Source organism: Caulobacter sp. DWR3-1-2, from assembly GCF_049896225.1.
Lineage (GTDB): Bacteria > Pseudomonadota > Alphaproteobacteria > Caulobacterales > Caulobacteraceae > Caulobacter.
The window spans coordinates 234,559-248,201 of the sequence record NZ_JAFCTW010000004.1 but is presented as its reverse complement, the minus strand read 5'-3'; the positions used below and the strand labels follow the sequence as shown (position 1 = coordinate 248,201).

Annotated in this window: 19 protein-coding genes and 1 tRNA gene; 12 read left to right on the top strand and 8 right to left on the bottom strand. The window is 67.3% G+C overall.

Going from position 1 to position 13,643, the window contains the following annotated elements:
* Positions 1-9: 9 nt before the first annotated feature.
* Together ACP696_RS07805 and ACP696_RS07800 are read right to left on the bottom strand one after the other, a co-directional pair.
* Entirely contained in the window at positions 10-861 is an 852-nt protein-coding gene (locus ACP696_RS07805; protein WP_426010716.1) for a metallophosphoesterase family protein, read from the bottom strand.
* Positions 858-1,706: a diacylglycerol/lipid kinase family protein gene (locus tag ACP696_RS07800; protein ID WP_426010717.1), complete on the bottom strand. Its 849-nt coding sequence runs from the start codon at positions 1,704-1,706 to the stop codon at positions 858-860. The genes ACP696_RS07805 and ACP696_RS07800 overlap by 4 nt, the downstream gene beginning before the upstream one ends.
* A gap of 132 nt (positions 1,707-1,838) precedes the next feature.
* On the opposite strand from ACP696_RS07800, the gene ACP696_RS07795 reads away from it, so the two are divergent.
* The 4 genes from ACP696_RS07795 (at position 1,839) to ACP696_RS07780 (ending at position 3,505) form a co-directional block, all read left to right on the top strand.
* Positions 1,839-2,180 carry a YMGG-like glycine zipper-containing protein gene (locus ACP696_RS07795; protein WP_426010719.1) on the top strand — a complete coding sequence of 114 codons (342 nt, stop codon included), beginning with the start codon at positions 1,839-1,841 and terminating at the stop codon, positions 2,178-2,180.
* Positions 2,181-2,264: 84 nt separating this feature from the next.
* Complete coding sequence (locus ACP696_RS07790; protein WP_426010720.1) at positions 2,265-2,729, top strand: OmpA family protein; 465 nt, start codon at positions 2,265-2,267, stop codon at positions 2,727-2,729.
* Positions 2,730-3,035: 306 nt separating this feature from the next.
* On the top strand, positions 3,036-3,242 hold the full coding sequence (locus ACP696_RS07785) for a hypothetical protein (protein WP_426010722.1): 207 nt from the start codon (positions 3,036-3,038) through the stop codon (positions 3,240-3,242).
* A gap of 11 nt (positions 3,243-3,253) precedes the next feature.
* Positions 3,254-3,505 (top strand): hypothetical protein, encoded by a 252-nt coding sequence (locus tag ACP696_RS07780; protein WP_426010723.1) that lies wholly within the window; start codon positions 3,254-3,256, stop codon positions 3,503-3,505.
* 88 nt (positions 3,506-3,593) lie between these two features.
* Here ACP696_RS07780 and ACP696_RS07775 read toward each other — a convergent pair whose 3' ends face one another.
* On the bottom strand, positions 3,594-4,394 hold the full coding sequence (locus tag ACP696_RS07775) for a response regulator (RefSeq protein WP_426010724.1): 801 nt from the start codon (positions 4,392-4,394) through the stop codon (positions 3,594-3,596).
* 252 nt (positions 4,395-4,646) lie between these two features.
* On the opposite strand from ACP696_RS07775, the gene ACP696_RS07770 reads away from it, so the two are divergent.
* The 4 genes from ACP696_RS07770 to ACP696_RS07755 all read left to right on the top strand — a co-directional run bounded on the left by ACP696_RS07770 (position 4,647) and on the right by ACP696_RS07755 (position 7,350).
* Positions 4,647-4,832, top strand: a complete 186-nt coding sequence (locus ACP696_RS07770; RefSeq protein WP_012284186.1) for a NepR family anti-sigma factor — start codon at positions 4,647-4,649, stop codon at positions 4,830-4,832.
* 3 nt (positions 4,833-4,835) lie between these two features.
* The gene (locus ACP696_RS07765) at positions 4,836-5,441 is read left to right on the top strand and encodes a sigma-70 family RNA polymerase sigma factor (protein ID WP_426010726.1); all 606 of its coding nucleotides are present in this window, start codon (positions 4,836-4,838) and stop codon (positions 5,439-5,441) included.
* Positions 5,438-7,147 (top strand): sensor histidine kinase, encoded by a 1,710-nt coding sequence (locus tag ACP696_RS07760; RefSeq protein WP_426010728.1) that lies wholly within the window; start codon positions 5,438-5,440, stop codon positions 7,145-7,147. The genes ACP696_RS07765 and ACP696_RS07760 overlap by 4 nt, the downstream gene beginning before the upstream one ends.
* 68 nt (positions 7,148-7,215) lie before the next feature.
* The gene (locus ACP696_RS07755) at positions 7,216-7,350 is read left to right on the top strand and encodes an entericidin A/B family lipoprotein (protein ID WP_426010729.1); all 135 of its coding nucleotides are present in this window, start codon (positions 7,216-7,218) and stop codon (positions 7,348-7,350) included.
* An 83-nt stretch (positions 7,351-7,433) separates the two neighbouring features.
* Here the strand turns inward: ACP696_RS07755 and ACP696_RS07750 are convergent, their stop codons facing one another.
* The 3 genes from ACP696_RS07750 to chpT all read right to left on the bottom strand — a co-directional run bounded on the left by ACP696_RS07750 (position 7,434) and on the right by chpT (position 9,421).
* Positions 7,434-8,261, bottom strand: coding sequence for a CheR family methyltransferase (locus ACP696_RS07750; RefSeq protein WP_426010730.1), 828 nt, complete (start codon positions 8,259-8,261; stop codon positions 7,434-7,436).
* Positions 8,258-8,635, bottom strand: coding sequence for a response regulator (locus ACP696_RS07745; protein WP_426010732.1), 378 nt, complete (start codon positions 8,633-8,635; stop codon positions 8,258-8,260). The genes ACP696_RS07750 and ACP696_RS07745 overlap by 4 nt, the downstream gene beginning before the upstream one ends.
* A gap of 84 nt (positions 8,636-8,719) precedes the next feature.
* Entirely contained in the window at positions 8,720-9,421 is a 702-nt protein-coding gene (chpT, locus tag ACP696_RS07740; RefSeq protein WP_426010734.1) for a histidine phosphotransferase ChpT, read from the bottom strand.
* 62 nt (positions 9,422-9,483) lie between these two features.
* On the opposite strand from chpT, the gene ACP696_RS07735 reads away from it, so the two are divergent.
* Both ACP696_RS07735 and cysQ read left to right on the top strand, forming a co-directional pair.
* Positions 9,484-9,672, top strand: coding sequence for a DUF3553 domain-containing protein (locus tag ACP696_RS07735; protein ID WP_426011292.1), 189 nt, complete (start codon positions 9,484-9,486; stop codon positions 9,670-9,672).
* Complete coding sequence (cysQ, locus tag ACP696_RS07730; RefSeq protein WP_426010736.1) at positions 9,672-10,448, top strand: 3'(2'),5'-bisphosphate nucleotidase CysQ; 777 nt, start codon at positions 9,672-9,674, stop codon at positions 10,446-10,448. The genes ACP696_RS07735 and cysQ overlap by 1 nt, the downstream gene beginning before the upstream one ends.
* Before the next feature lie 192 nt (positions 10,449-10,640).
* Here cysQ and ACP696_RS07725 read toward each other — a convergent pair.
* Positions 10,641-10,716, bottom strand: a tRNA-Ala gene (locus tag ACP696_RS07725).
* Positions 10,717-10,902: 186 nt separating this feature from the next.
* Positions 10,903-11,373 carry a TIGR02300 family protein gene (locus tag ACP696_RS07720; protein WP_426010738.1) on the bottom strand — a complete coding sequence of 157 codons (471 nt, stop codon included), beginning with the start codon at positions 11,371-11,373 and terminating at the stop codon, positions 10,903-10,905.
* 115 nt (positions 11,374-11,488) lie between these two features.
* Here ACP696_RS07720 and aroA point away from each other — a divergent pair, with 115 nt between their 5' ends.
* On the top strand, positions 11,489-12,820 hold the full coding sequence (gene aroA, locus ACP696_RS07715) for a 3-phosphoshikimate 1-carboxyvinyltransferase (RefSeq protein ID WP_426010740.1): 1,332 nt from the start codon (positions 11,489-11,491) through the stop codon (positions 12,818-12,820).
* A 159-nt stretch (positions 12,821-12,979) separates the two neighbouring features.
* Positions 12,980-13,630: a (d)CMP kinase gene (cmk, locus tag ACP696_RS07710; RefSeq protein ID WP_426010742.1), complete on the top strand. Its 651-nt coding sequence runs from the start codon at positions 12,980-12,982 to the stop codon at positions 13,628-13,630.
* Positions 13,631-13,643 lie beyond the last annotated feature (13 nt).

Below are 13,643 nucleotides of genomic sequence, written 5' to 3'. Positions count from 1 at the left end.
GCCTCTCGACTAAACGTTCAACGGCGCGACCTCGGTCGCGCCGTTTTCGTTTGAACATGGGACGCAGCGGCGCGGGACCGACCAGGTTCGCCAGACCGTGAACTGAGTGCGCTCCCAGGCCAGGGCCGTGATCTTGATGTCGCCGTCGTCGACCTCGATGACATTGAAGCTAGGCGGCACGCCACGTTCGCGCACCGACAGGGTGCCCGAGCCTACCGCCTGGGTGCAGCCGTCCGAGAACGGGTAGGGGTGCACGAAAGGCGCGTGGATGTGGCCCGTCAGCACCAGATCCACCCCAGCGCCGGCGAAGGCCAGGGCGGCCGCCGTACCGCCCCGCACCTTGGCGGTCATCGGCCCGCCCAGCATCTCGATCAGCGGATGATGGCAGACCACGATCTTCAACGCGTCCGGCGCGGCGTCTTTCAAAGCCGCGCAAACCTCGCGGATCTGTCGGCGCGACACCGCGCCCTTCGACCAGTTCAGCCGGAGCTGGAAGGCGCGAGCGGAATTGAGGCTGACCACCGTGACGCGCGGGTCGTCCCAGTCTCCGTTCATCCGCTCGCCGAACCGCTGCTCATAGCGTCGCCACGGCGCGAAGATGCGGTTGAGAATCTCGCGGGGGCCGACGAACGGGGTGTCGTGATTGCCTGGCGTCACCAGCTGCGGGCGAGGCAGCCGGTCCAGCCAGGCCTTGGCGGCGTCGAACTCAGTGGTCTTCCCATCCTTGGTCAGGTCGCCGGCGGCGATCACCAGGTCGGGCCGCTCGGCATGGATGCGTTCGACCGCCGCCTCGACGGCGTCCTTGTGTTCGCCGCCGAAATGGATGTCGGAGACTTGGACCAGTTTCAGCCTTTGGCTCATGCGGCGGGCACCAGGGCGCGGAAGGCTTTTGGGCGGAAGCGAATGCTGACCGTATCGTCCAGCCGGACCGGCTCGCCGTCCAGGATAGCGGGAATCCGCCCGCCGGCCCAGACCTTGCCGACCCGGCAGCGGCCGACGATCACCGACGGATCGTTGCGCCAGTTGCCGGTCACGGTGCTGACGCCGAGCCGGAAGATGTCCAGGGCGTTCGACGGATCGACGGCCGCAGCCTCAAGCGCCTGCTCGTCGGCGTGCAGGTCGGCCGAGACCAGGGGGCACATCAGGCTCAGCGCCTCGGTCTTGCCCTTGGGGCGGCCGTCGAGGACGTAGCGCAGGCGGGTGGAGAAGGCCTGTCGCAGCGCCCGCCGGGCCCGCATCAGCGCCAGGTCGGCGCGCCCGGCCCGGGCGGCCTCGCGGGCGGTGGCCCACAGGGCCGGACTACCCAATATGGCGGCGACGAAGAACAGTCGGCCACTGACTTCGCCGCCGGAAATCATCTTGGCCTCGCCGTTCTTCAAGCAGGCGGCCATGGCCTCGGGCCAGGAAATCGCGCCGTATAGCGCGTGGGGCAGCATGTTCATCGTGCCGCCCGGCAAGGGCGCGATCATCGGGCCGTCGGGACCCGACATCTCGGCCGCCGCGCGGGCCGTGCCATCGCCGGCCACGATCAGGATAGCGTCGGGGCGACGCTCGATGGCCGCGCGGATGCAGGCGGTTAGCTCCCGTTCGGTCGGCGCATGCACCTGACCCTCCACGCCATGTTCGGCGAGGATGGCTTCCGCCTGGGCCGGCGCGTCCTTGCCCACCGAGCCCGAGGCGGTATTGACGATCACTTCAACGCGCATGCGAAACATCCAAAAGCGCCAACGCGCGGAAACATTGACTTGGCAAACGGCGCAGCTTTGCGAGGGTTCCCGGAACCGTTGGCCTCGCCCCGCCGTTTGCCTCTCGGGACAAGCTCGAACGGGAGAGCCACAATGAAGAAGACCTTGATCGCCTTGCTGGGCGTCGGTGTGCTGGCCAGCGGCTGCACCGCGACCGGCAACACCGAACGCAACGCCGCCGGGGGCGCCGCTCTGGGCGCTCTCGCCGGCGCGGTCATCGGCAACAATGTCGGCGGCGGCAGCGCCAGCACCGGCGCCGCCATCGGCGCCGCCATCGGCGGCACCGCAGGCGCCGTCAAGGGCTGTCGCGAGGACGGCGGCTGCGGTTCGACCAACGCCAATCGCCGTCAGTACTATGACGAGCGGGCCGGACGGTACTACTACTACGACTCGCGTAGCGGTCGTTACTACTGGGAAGACGGCAGCCCCCGTTAAGTCGGGGTCGCCTGAAAGACCTGGAAAGGGCGGTCGGCATGCGCCGGCCGCCTTTTGCGTGGCCGCAGCACGAGAGGGCAAGCGATGAGAAGAGTCGAACTGACGGCGATTGGTGTTGTCGTCGCCGCCGGGCTAGCCGCGGGTTGCGCCAGCAATTCCGGACCCAAGTCGCGATCCGATATCGTGATGACGCCGCCGGCCTGCGAAGACTTCGCGGTGGAGATCTATTTTGAGAGCCAGTCCAGCGCCCTGACTAGCGAAGCGCGCTCCGTGCTCAAGAACGCTGGCGCGATGGCCAAGGGCTGCCAGGTGAACTCCGTCCGCGTGCTGGGGCTGGCTGACGCCGTGGGGGCCGCAGACGCCAACCTGGCGCTCTCCAAGACGCGGGCGAGCGTGGTCACCGGCGCCTTGGCGAAGGTCGGGTTCCGCAATGTGGAGATCGACGTCGCCGCTGCTGGCGATAGCGGCTCCCTGACAGGCTCGGGCGAGTCCCGTCCTCTGCGTCGCCGCGCCGACGTCAAGATCGATTTGAACGGACCGCGGGGCTGATCACGCCTCGCCGCGCTTACGCCAAAGCAAAGGGCGGATCCGCAAGGGTCCGCCTTAAGGCCTTGGAAGTGTGGGGTGCGGAGGCGACAGGCTAACTTGCGCTAGCCTCAAGTCGGGGGGGCGTCGCCGCCTCCGCAGATTGAAAACGTGAACGAGAAGGGGCGGTTCCCGCCCGATGAATATTTTCTCGCCTATTCCGCGATTTTTCTTGAGGCCATCACTCGGCCACTGCCGCAGGGAACAGCGGCGAAAGCCAGACGTTGATTTCCCGAAGGCGATACGGCCTCGAAGCTGGGGAGTTACGTCGTGATCCGCACCTACCAAGCCGAGCATGGCGGACTGGTTTTCGACCAGGCGCCGACGCGTCGGCAAAAGACCGTCCGCAACCGCATGACCGCCTTGACGGTGATCGTCGTTATCGCGGCGTCGGCCGGCGTGCTCCAGCATTTCAACAACCCCGCACACGGCGGTTCGGCCGAGCTCAGCTCGGGCGGATATTCCGCCGCGCGATAAGGAAGCCTGCCATGCCCGCCGATCTCGACCGTTCCGGTCCCGTCCTTAACGAAACCCGCGCCCGTCAAGGTCGCCGCGGCAAGCACGTGTTCTGGGTGCTGATCATCTCGACCGTCTTGGCTGCTATTGGCTTGTTCGGGGCCTGGGCCATGCGCTCTGGCGACCTGGCCAGCGTCGAGCACAACAACGGCGCCAAGACCACGCAGGAAGCCGGACGTTATTCCACCCCCCAGACACCGGTGAAGCAAACGCCGGCTGGCTAAGCGCTTTGCATTTGCGTCACGAGCGACACGCATACGAAAAAGGCCCCGGCGACGAACCGGGGCTTTCCTCGTTTTCAGGCCTGAAAGATCAGGCCGCCTTCTGGGTCCGGCGCGGATGGAAGAACAGCGCTTGGCCGATCGCCGCCTTCACCGTTTCCGGCTGGAAGGGCTTGGTGATCAGGAAGGTCGGCTCCGGACGCTCACCGGTCAGCAGGCGCTCGGGGAAGGCGGTGATGAAGATCACCGGCACGTCGAGACGCGCCAGAATATCCTTGACCGCATCGATGCCCGACGAACCATCGGCCAACTGAATGTCGGCCAGCACCAGGCCCGGGGTGCGGCGGTTGACGGCCTCGACCGCTTCACCGCGGGTGGCGGCGATGTCGATGACGTCGTGGCCAAGCTCACGCACCAAGGCCTCGATATCGGCCGCGATCACCGGTTCGTCCTCGATGATGAGGACGTCAGTGGCCAGTTCGGCGTCGATCTCTTGCTGCGCTTCAGAAATCAGGCGCTCGACCTCGGCGAAATCGCAGTCGAGGATCTGCGAGGCCTCGGTCGGGGTGAAGCCCTCCAGCGCCGTCAGCAGAAACGCCTGCCGCGAACGCGGAGCGATCCGCATCAGCCGCTGCGAGGCGTCGTCACCATGACCAACGACGTCGTCGCGCCGCGCTTCGAGCTGCGCGCCGGAGGACAGCCAAATGGCATGGAACACGCGATACAAGGCGACGCGCGGCGACAGATTGGCGTCCAACGACCTTTCACCGGCCGCCAGAGCCTCGAGCGCAACGCGCACATAATGATCGCCAGTGGTCTGGTCGCCAGTCAGCGCGCGAGCGTAGCGACGAACATAAGGCAAGTGCGGCGCTAGCCGGGCAAGAAGACTCATGACCCCTCCCGTTTGAGTGTCTTGGGAACAAAAAAACGACCGTCGCGGCAAAGCTGCGCCGTTCGCCATCGAGCACTAAACGCGGCGCGCCCTGCGCGGTTCCATTTCGCGGCGCGTCGGGGTTCCTCGAGCGGACTAGTTTTGCCACCATATGCTCAAGCTTGCGGAACCTCATACGGAATTCGACGTTGTCATCCTGCGGACACTCATTCGGCCAGGGGGCGGGCGTCGCGTTTTATCGGCGTCGAGGACATGATTGAACACGTACCCATGGAAGATCATCGCAAGGGGGCCGCCGCCCTCGATGAAGCCCGGCTCCGTCAGCAGGCTATCGGCGTCAAGCTTCGTCAGATGTTCGACGAGGTCGTGAACGAGCCTGTACCCGACGAATTCCTCGACATCCTTCGCAAGGCAGAAAAGCCTTCGGGAGAGCGTTGAACCATGACGGAAGCGCAAGTCGGCCGGTCGCCCTTCGACCCGGTCCGTGACGTGGCCTTCAAGAAGGAACTTGTCACGCTCATCCCGCATCTTCGCGCCTTCGCTCGTACTTTGACCGGCGACCCCACCGCGGCCGATGATCTGGCGCAAGACGCCATGATGAAGGCGTGGGACGCTCGGGCCAGCTTCCAGCTGGGCACCAACATGAAGGCCTGGACCTTTATGATCCTGCGCAACCAGTTCTATTCTGAGAAGCGTCGCTCCTGGCGCCAGAGCCAGCTTGATCAAGAGGCCGCCGAGCGCACCCTCGTGGCGGTTGATGATCCCGAGGCCCCGGTTGCGTTGGACGAGCTGCGGCTCAGCCTGGCCATGCTGCCGCCAGAACAGCGCGAAGCGCTGATCCTGGTGGGCGCGGGCGGGTTCGCCTACGAGGAAGCGGCCGAGATCTGCGGCTGCGCGGTCGGTACGGTGAAGAGCCGCGTCAGCCGGGCCCGGCGCGCCCTGCAGGCCATTCTGGAAGCGGGCGCCTATGACCGCGACGGTGGCGCCGCCGGCGACGCCATGTACGCCATCCTGGCCGACGCGGAGAGACTGAGCACCCTGCGGTGAAGTCTTCTCTCGGGCGCGGTTCCGACGTCGTCGGCTCCATTCGGGTCCGGTTGGCCGGCGCGCTGTTCATCGCGCTCCTCCCCGTCCTCGTTCTGGGTGTTCTTCAGTCGGTCTTCGCCTTCAAGGCGGAGGCAGATTCTCGACGTCAAAGTCTCGAACTGGCGGCAGGGCGCAGCGCGGCGATCGCCCGCGCTCGCATTGAGGCGGCCGGCGTTCTGCTGCAGACGCTTGGTCCGGGTTCGGTTGGGCTATCCTGCGCCCAGCGCCTCGACACGGTGAAGAGCCACCTTCCGGGCTATGCCAATCTGATCCGCTTCGACGCCTATGGCCGGGTGTCTTGCGCCGCCGCGACCACCCCCCCCGACGCCGCGCGTTCGGGTCGGTCCTGGTTTCAGAACCTGGCGGCCGGCTCGCACATGGTCGTGGCCAGCGTGCCGGGGGTGTCCTATGCAGACGAGCCTTCGGTGCTGACCGCTGTGCGGGCCGAGGACGCCAATGGAAAGTTCGGCGGCGCCATGGCCGCCATCCTCACCCTGTCCAGTCTGAAGCCGGAGACCGCCAATCGCTATCTGCCTGGCGGCGCCGAGGTGGCCCTGGCCGATTCCGAGGGCCACGTGTTCGCCGCCACCGATCCTCGGGCGTTCAGCGCGCCGCCCCAGGCCTGGCGCGACCGCGCCGCCAAAACCGGCTCGGCCCTATGGTCGGGCTTCGACGCGGATCATGGCCATCGCGACTTCTCCGCCGCGCCCCTAGTCGGCGAGCAGGTGTTCGTCATCCTGTCGGCCAAGGCCCCCGGCTTGGCTTCCTGGGCCTGGCTGAATCCAGCGTTGCGCCTGCTGGCCCCGCTGCTGGCTTTCGTCCTCGCCCTGGCGGCGGTGCTCTACGCCACCGAGCAGGCGGTGATCCGCTGGATCGTCTATCTGCGCCGGGTGGCGGCCATCTATGCCCGGGGTCGCTTCACCGTCCGGCCGCTGCAGGCCGAGCGGGCGCCGCCGGAGATCCGCGAACTGGCCGCCACGCTCGACGACATGGCCGCCGCCATCGTCGCTCGCGACGCGTCCCTCCGCGACAGCCTGGGCGAGAAGGACGCCCTGATGCGCGAGATCCATCACCGGGTGAAGAACAACCTGCAGATCATCTCCTCGCTGCTCAACATGCAGCAGCGGGCGCTGACCGACCCAGCCGCCCGCACCGCCCTCAACGACACCCGCCAGCGGATCACCGCCCTGGCCCAGATCTACCGCGCGCTCTACCAGGGCCCCGACCTCAAGCGGGTGGACCTGCGACCGTTCCTCGAGGAATTGACCGCCTTGCTGCTGGCCGGCGACTCGATGGGTAGCGGGCCGATCCGCACCGAGGTGCATGCCGACCCGCTGGTCATCGATCCAGACCGGCTTGCGCCCCTGGCCCTGTTCGCGGTCGAGGCCATCACCAACGCCCAGAAGCACGCCCTGGGCGAGCGGGGCGGGACGCTGACCGTCGATTTCTTCGTGCGCGGCGAAGAGGCTGAACTGGCGATCGGCGACGACGGTCCCGGCGCGCCCAAGGGTCCGGTCGAAGGCGTTGGGCGGACCCTGATGACCGCCTTCGCTCGGCAGCTGCGCGGGAAACTTCTGTTCGAGGCCTCGCCAGCTGGCGGCCTGCTGGTGCGACTGATTTTCCCGACGCCGCAAGCGCCGCCGGTCGAGAGCGTAGGCGGAACCTAGCGGCGCCGCAGACGTTCTGCAGGGGCAACACTTTCAGACGCCCGTCGGGCGACCATCGGAGAACTTCCATGCGCAAGCTCATCATCCTGGCCGCCATCGCCGCCAGCCTGTCCGTCGCCGCCTGCAACACCGTCGAAGGCGCCGGCAAGGATGTCTCGTCGGCCGGCCACGCCGTCAGCGACACCGCCAAGGACGCCAAGTAAGCATCTAGCTGCGGACTAAAGATTGAGCCCGCCGGTCAGTCGACCGGCGGGCTTTTTCGCGGGTGGGCCGGGGCCTGAGGCGCCTAGGCGGCTGCGCGGAAGTTGGGGTCGCGGGTGAACAGGCCGGGATGATCGGCGACCGGCAGTACGGCCCCGGTGACCTCGGTGAGGCTCTCACCCTCGCCCATCAGCAGCACGCCGTCGTCCTCGAGGCGCGCGGCCAGGCTCTCGATAACCCGGGCGTGGACGCCGGGATCGAGCCCCGGCAGCACATTGCGCAGCAGGATGGCGTCGAACTTGCCCAGAGGCGATAGGTCGGCCATCAGATTGATCCGCCGCCAGCGCACCGCCTGGCGGATACGCGGGCTGATCGCCCACATTTCATCGGCGTTCTCGAAATGCTTGACCAGCAGCCGGATCGGCAGGCCGCGCTGCACCTCGAACTGGGTGTAGAGCCCGCTCTGGGCCTTCTCCAGGCAGCGGTCGGAAAGGTCCGACCCGAAGAATTCAAAGCGCGCGCCCGGCTCGACGCCGCGCGCGTCCGCTGCGGTCATGGCCAGGGAATAGACTTCCTGGCCGGTCGAGCAGGCGGCGCTCCAGATTCGGATTGGGCGATCGCGAGTCTGGCGCGATAGGGCCGGCAACAGCGTATCGCGCAGATGGGCGAAGGTCTCGCGGTCGCGGAAGAAGGCGGTTTCGTTGAGGGTCAGGGCCTCGACCACGGCCCAGATCAACCGGTCCTCGCGATGGGCGCGCAGGGCGGCGATCATCGCTTCAATCGACTCGAAGCCTTCACGCCGGGCCAGCGGCCCGAGACGGCTTTCAACGAGGTAGGTTTTGTCACTCTCGATCCGCAGACCGGCGCGCTGGCGGGCCAGGGCGGCCAGAAGCTCCATGTCCTCGGGAATCACAGCAGGCCCGCCTCGGCGAATTTCGCCGTGATGATGTCGCCGTCGAACGGCTTCATGATGTATTCATTGGCGCCGCAGTCCAACGCCTGGCGGATGCGCTCGATGCTGTTCTCGACGGTGCAGAACACCACGACCGGAGCGTCGCCGCCCGGCTCCTGGCGCAGATGGCGCAGGAATTCGATCCCGTTCATCACCGGCATGTTCCAGTCCAACAGAACAGCGTCAGGCATGGCCGCCCGGCACCAGGCCAGGGCCTCCACGCCATCGGCGGCCTCGGCGATCTCGAAGCCGATGTCCTCCAAGACGCGCCGGGCGACTTTTCGGATCACCCGACTGTCATCGACGACGAGGCAGGTCTTCACGGCATGCTCCAATTCAAGACCCCCAGATTGGCGCGGCGGGGGTTAAGGAGCAGTGACGTTGCGGACGATGTCCGGTCTTAATCGTCGCGAAGGGGCCTAAGCGGGAACCCACGCGGCCAGGCTGACCCGGTCTTCAGCCAATTCGACCCCGACCTGGCCGCCGGCGGCGCGCACCAAGGCGTGAAGATAAGCCGCCTGCACCCAGGGGCCGCCCAGCCCCTCGGCGAGGGCCTCGCCCTTCAGTCCGGCCAAGACCTCCGGGCGAAGCCGGGCGCGGGGGCCCAGCGCGTCGGCGGTGATGGCCACACGGCCGTCCAGGACCACGGCCTTTAGCGTCGCCACCCCGCCAGCGGGCAGGGCGCTAGCCGCGAGTTGGGCGATGTTGAGAATGGCCCGCGCACTGGCCTTGTTCAGCACAGTGGCCGGTATGTCCCACACCATGGTCGGGCGGACATGAGCGAACACACCCTGCGACAACTTTTCCAGCTCACGGGAGTCGAAGTTCTCCGCCGAGGCAGACGCGCCGAACGCGACGCGCGTGAACTGGAGCAGGTCGGCCAGCTTGCGGGCGCTGGAGGCGATCAGGCTCATGGCGTCCTCGCGCATGTCCTGGGCCGACGGGTCCTCCAGCAGGTCCAGGCCCGAGACGATGGCGCTGGCCGGACTGATGAAGTCGTGACAGAGCCGCGCGGCGACCATCGCGGCGAAGTCGGGGCCCCCTATGTCGAGCTTGGGGACGTTCAATTCCGGAGCGGGAGCGTCGGTCAGGGCGGGCGAGGGGGCGTCGGCTTCGGTCATGACGCGATCTTTGGCGTGATTTGTGGCTTTGGCAAACGGGACCGGTCGCCTATCAGGGGCGGGTGATGGATCCGTTTCTCGAGCCCGGCGTCCTCGTGCGCCATCCCGACCAGCCCGACTGGGGGCTGGGCCAGGTGCAATCGGTGATCGGCCATCGCGTGACCGTCAATTTCGAGGACGCCGGCAAGCAGACGGTGGACGCGACGCGCGTCAGCCTGGTCTTCGTCGGCGACGACCCCAGAGGGACCTAATGAGCACTCAAGATTTGGCCGACATGGGCCGATATCTGGCGACCATCGTCGAGGCGGCCGCCGAGGTCATCCTGCCGTTCTGGCGCACCGATCTGGACGTGGTCCGCAAGGCCGATGAAAGCCCGGTCACCGAGGCGGACCGGGCTGGCGAGCGGCTGATCCTGACCCTGCTGGCCGAACGCTTTCCCGATATCCCGGCGATCTCCGAGGAGCACGCCAGCGAGTTCGGCGCGCCCGACGTCATTGGCCCGCGCTTCTTCCTGGTCGATCCGGTGGACGGCACCAAGGCCTTCGTGCGCGGCGATCCCAATTTCACGGTCAATATCGGCCTGATCGACAACGGGGTTCCCGTGGCCGGCGCGATCTGCGCGCCCGCCACGGGCGAGATTTGGTTCACGACCGCCGACGGCGTGATCAAGCGCGACGGACCGGGCGCTGCCGAGGTCGCCGTGCGCGCCCGCCCTTGGCTGAAAGGCCAGGCCCTGGCCCTGGTCAGCCACACCATGAGCGAAGAGCGCGCGACCGAACTTGCGGCCGAATACGGCTTTGATCTGCGCGCGCCGATGGACAGTTCGATCAAATTGGTCCGCATCGCCGAGGGCGCGGCCGACCTCTATCCGCGCCACGGCCCGACCATGGAATGGGACACCGCCGCCGGCCACGCCATCCTGCTCGCAGCCGGAGGTCGCTTCACCGCGCCGGACGGCGGGCCGTTTGTCTATGGCAAGGCCGACAAGGGCTTCCGCAACGGCTGGTTCGTGGCGCGGGGGGCTTAGGGTCAAGTCCTGCCCTTGTGGGGGAGGCGATCGCGAAGCGATCGGTGGGGGGAGTTTAGGGCCATAGATCCTGCAGGAGATCACCTGCCGACCACTCCCCCCTCCGTCGGCTTCGCCGAGACCTCCCCCACTGGAGGAGGAGCTGGACCGCAGACATGGAAACGGCCGCTCCCTTTAGGGAAGCGGCCGTTTTGGTGGAGCTTAGCGGAGTCGAACCGCTGACCTCTTGCATGCCATGCAAGCGCTCTACCAGCTGAGCTAAAGCCCCAAGAGTTCAAGGATTTCCAAGTGGAAAAACCCGGAATGTCTCGGTGTCTGCGGCGGCCCCGATTGGGTGGCCCCCGAAGAGGCGCGGAACCTATGCCGGGAGGATTTTTGGATCAACCCTCCCGGCACATTTTTTCGGATATTTTTCGAGATCGTCGTTCCCGAAAAATATCTTCAATGAAAGGGCCTAGCGATCGTCGTCGTCGGCGCCCGGCAGGCCTTCGATTTCGTCGTCGAGGACGTCTTCCTCGTCTTCGTCCTCAAGGAACGGAACGTCGTCGGCTTCGTCCTCGGCCAGGTCTTCGTCCTCGGCGAAATCAACGCCCAGCTCGTCGGCGCCGGCGGCCGGGGTCGCGACCGGGTCGGTGTCGTCCTCGGCGTCGACCACATCGGCTTCCACCGCCTGGTCGATTTCCGGGGTCTCATCGACCTCGTCCTCGTAGCCGTCCGGCTCCTTGGCGGGAGCGACGGGTTTTTCGTCCTCGGCGTCATAGTCCGGCGTGATGGCGCGCGCGCGAACCCGACGCGACTTCAGCGCCTCTTCAGGATCGAACGACTCGCCGCACTTGGGACATAGGGCCGGGCGGCGGCCCAGGTCGTAGAATTTCGATTGGCAGTTGGGGCAAATTTGTTTTGCGCCCAGTTCGGGATTGGCCAAGTTGGCGACCCTTTGATCCAGATGGGGAAAGCGGCGGGTCACTTGCCATGCTAGGGAGCCGCTGTCAAAAGCAATCCCCTCGCGAAAAGCTCATGATAGGGAGGCCGGTGGCGGCATGACGGCGGCTGGATTGAAGAGCACCCCTGGCGGGCCCCTGCGCGGAACGGTCCGCGCGCCCGGCGACAAGTCGATTTCGCACCGCTCGCTGATCCTGGGCGCCCTGGCTTCGGGGACCACCACGGTCGAGGGTTTGCTGGAGGGCGCCGATGTCCTGGCGACCGCCCAGGCCATGCGATCGTTCGGCGCGCGGGTCGAACAGGAGGGCGGCGGCCGCTGGCGGATCGAGGGCAAGGGCGGCTTCGTCGAGCCGTCGGACGTCGTCGACTGCGGCAATGCCGGCACCGGCGTGCGGCTGGTCATGGGCGCGGCGGCGGGCTTTCCGCTCTGCGCCACCTTCACCGGCGACCAGTCGCTGCGCGGCCGGCCGATGAGCCGGGTGCTGGATCCCCTCGCCCGGATGGGCGCGACTTGGCTGGGCCGCGACAAGGGCCGCCTGCCGCTGACCCTGAAGGGCGGCAACCTGCGCGGCCTGCAATACACCCTGCCGATGGCCTCGGCCCAGGTGAAGTCGGCCGTGCTGCTGGCGGGCCTTCACGCCGAGGGCGGGGTCGAGGTGATCGAGCCCGAAGCCACCCGCGACCACACCGAGCGCATGCTGCGCGCCTTCGGGGCCGAGGTGACCGTGGAGGACCGCGACAATGTCCGCCACATCCGCCTGCCGGCCGGCCAGAAGCTGACCGGAACCCATGTGGCGGTGCCCGGCGACCCGTCGTCGGCGGCCTTCCCGCTGGTGGCTGGCCTGATCGTCCCAGGCTCGCAAGTGACGGTCGAAGGCGTGATGCTCAACGACCTGCGCACCGGCCTGTTCACGACGCTTCAGGAGATGGGCGCGGACTTGGTGATCGCCAATATCCGCGAGGCCAGCGGCGAGCAGGTCGGCGACATCACCGCCCGCTACTCCCCCGACATGAAGGGCGTGGTTGTGCCGCCCGAGCGGGCCCCGGCGATGATCGACGAATATCCGATCCTGGCGGTGGCCGCGGCCTTCGCCGAGGGCTCCACGGTGATGCGCGGCATCGGCGAGATGCGGGTCAAGGAAAGCGACCGCATCGCCCTGACGGCGGCGGGCTTGAAGGCCTGCGGCGTCACCGTCGAGGAAGAGCCCGAGGGCATGACGGTGATCGGTACGGCGCGCGCCAATCATCCTGTGCGCGGCGGCGGCCTCGTCCACACCCACGGCGATCACCGCATCGCCATGAGCCACCTGATCCTCGGCATGGCCGCCCAGCAGCCGGTCGAGATCGACGAGCCCGGCATGATCGCCACCAGCTTCCCCGGCTTCGCGGAGATGATGCGCGGGCTGGGAGCAACGCTCGAGGACGCCTGAAGCGCTAGATACGCCATCCCACTACCGTTTTCCCAGCGAAGGCCGGGACCCAGATTCATCCTGAGCGGCTCGTGGGTTTCACCTGAGCCCCGGCCTTCGCCGGGGAGACGGATTAAATCCCTTCCGTCCGTACGTCGGGAGCGAAAGCGGAGCCTATTCATGGCCTTCATCATCGCCGTCGATGGTCCCGCCGCCTCGGGCAAGGGCACGATCGCCTCGCGCCTGGCCAAGCTCTACGGCTATCCGCTGCTGGACTCGGGGTTGCTGTACCGCGGCGTCGGCCTGAAGGTGGCGCAAGACGGCGGTGATCTCGACGACGTGAGCGTCGCGACGGCGGCGGCCCTGGCGCTGCGGCCTTCCGAACTCGAACAGCCCGAACTGCGCACCCGCGCCGCCGGCGAATTGGCCAGCCGAGTGGCGGTCCATACCCCGGTCCGGCAGGCGCTCCGCGAGTTTCAACAGCGGTTCGCCGCCCAGGAGCCGGGCAGCGTCATCGACGGCCGCGATATCGGCACGGTCATCGCGCCCGCCGCGCCGGCCAAGCTCTATGTCACCGCTTCCGCCGAAATCCGCGCCGATCGTCGCTGGAGGCAGCTTGTCGGCCAGGGCGAGGCCGTCGCCTATGACGAAATCCTGGCCGACATCAGGAAGCGCGACGAACGCGACGGCGGCCGCGCCGATTCGCCGATGACCCAGGCCGCCGACGCCGTCTTGCTTGATACGTCGGAAATGACTATAGACCAAGCCTTCGATGCGGCCCGCCGCATTGTCGAGACGGCGCGCGCCCGGTCGGGGAACTTCCCGGGCTAATCCACCGCCCGCC

Coding starts and splice junctions, on each gene's coding strand:
- ACP696_RS07805 (WP_426010716.1), bottom strand. CDS start 861: ATGAGCCAAAGGCTGAAACTGGTCCAAGTCTCCGACATCCATTTCGGC.
- ACP696_RS07800 (WP_426010717.1), bottom strand. CDS start 1,706: ATGCGCGTTGAAGTGATCGTCAATACCGCCTCGGGCTCGGTGGGCAAG.
- ACP696_RS07795 (WP_426010719.1), top strand. CDS start 1,839: ATGAAGAAGACCTTGATCGCCTTGCTGGGCGTCGGTGTGCTGGCCAGC.
- ACP696_RS07790 (WP_426010720.1), top strand. CDS start 2,265: ATGAGAAGAGTCGAACTGACGGCGATTGGTGTTGTCGTCGCCGCCGGG.
- ACP696_RS07780 (WP_426010723.1), top strand. CDS start 3,254: ATGCCCGCCGATCTCGACCGTTCCGGTCCCGTCCTTAACGAAACCCGC.
- ACP696_RS07775 (WP_426010724.1), bottom strand. CDS start 4,394: ATGAGTCTTCTTGCCCGGCTAGCGCCGCACTTGCCTTATGTTCGTCGC.
- ACP696_RS07770 (WP_012284186.1), top strand. CDS start 4,647: ATGATTGAACACGTACCCATGGAAGATCATCGCAAGGGGGCCGCCGCC.
- ACP696_RS07765 (WP_426010726.1), top strand. CDS start 4,836: ATGACGGAAGCGCAAGTCGGCCGGTCGCCCTTCGACCCGGTCCGTGAC.
- ACP696_RS07755 (WP_426010729.1), top strand. CDS start 7,216: ATGCGCAAGCTCATCATCCTGGCCGCCATCGCCGCCAGCCTGTCCGTC.
- chpT (WP_426010734.1), bottom strand. CDS start 9,421: ATGACCGAAGCCGACGCCCCCTCGCCCGCCCTGACCGACGCTCCCGCT.
- cysQ (WP_426010736.1), top strand. CDS start 9,672: ATGAGCACTCAAGATTTGGCCGACATGGGCCGATATCTGGCGACCATC.
- aroA (WP_426010740.1), top strand. CDS start 11,489: ATGACGGCGGCTGGATTGAAGAGCACCCCTGGCGGGCCCCTGCGCGGA.
- cmk (WP_426010742.1), top strand. CDS start 12,980: ATGGCCTTCATCATCGCCGTCGATGGTCCCGCCGCCTCGGGCAAGGGC.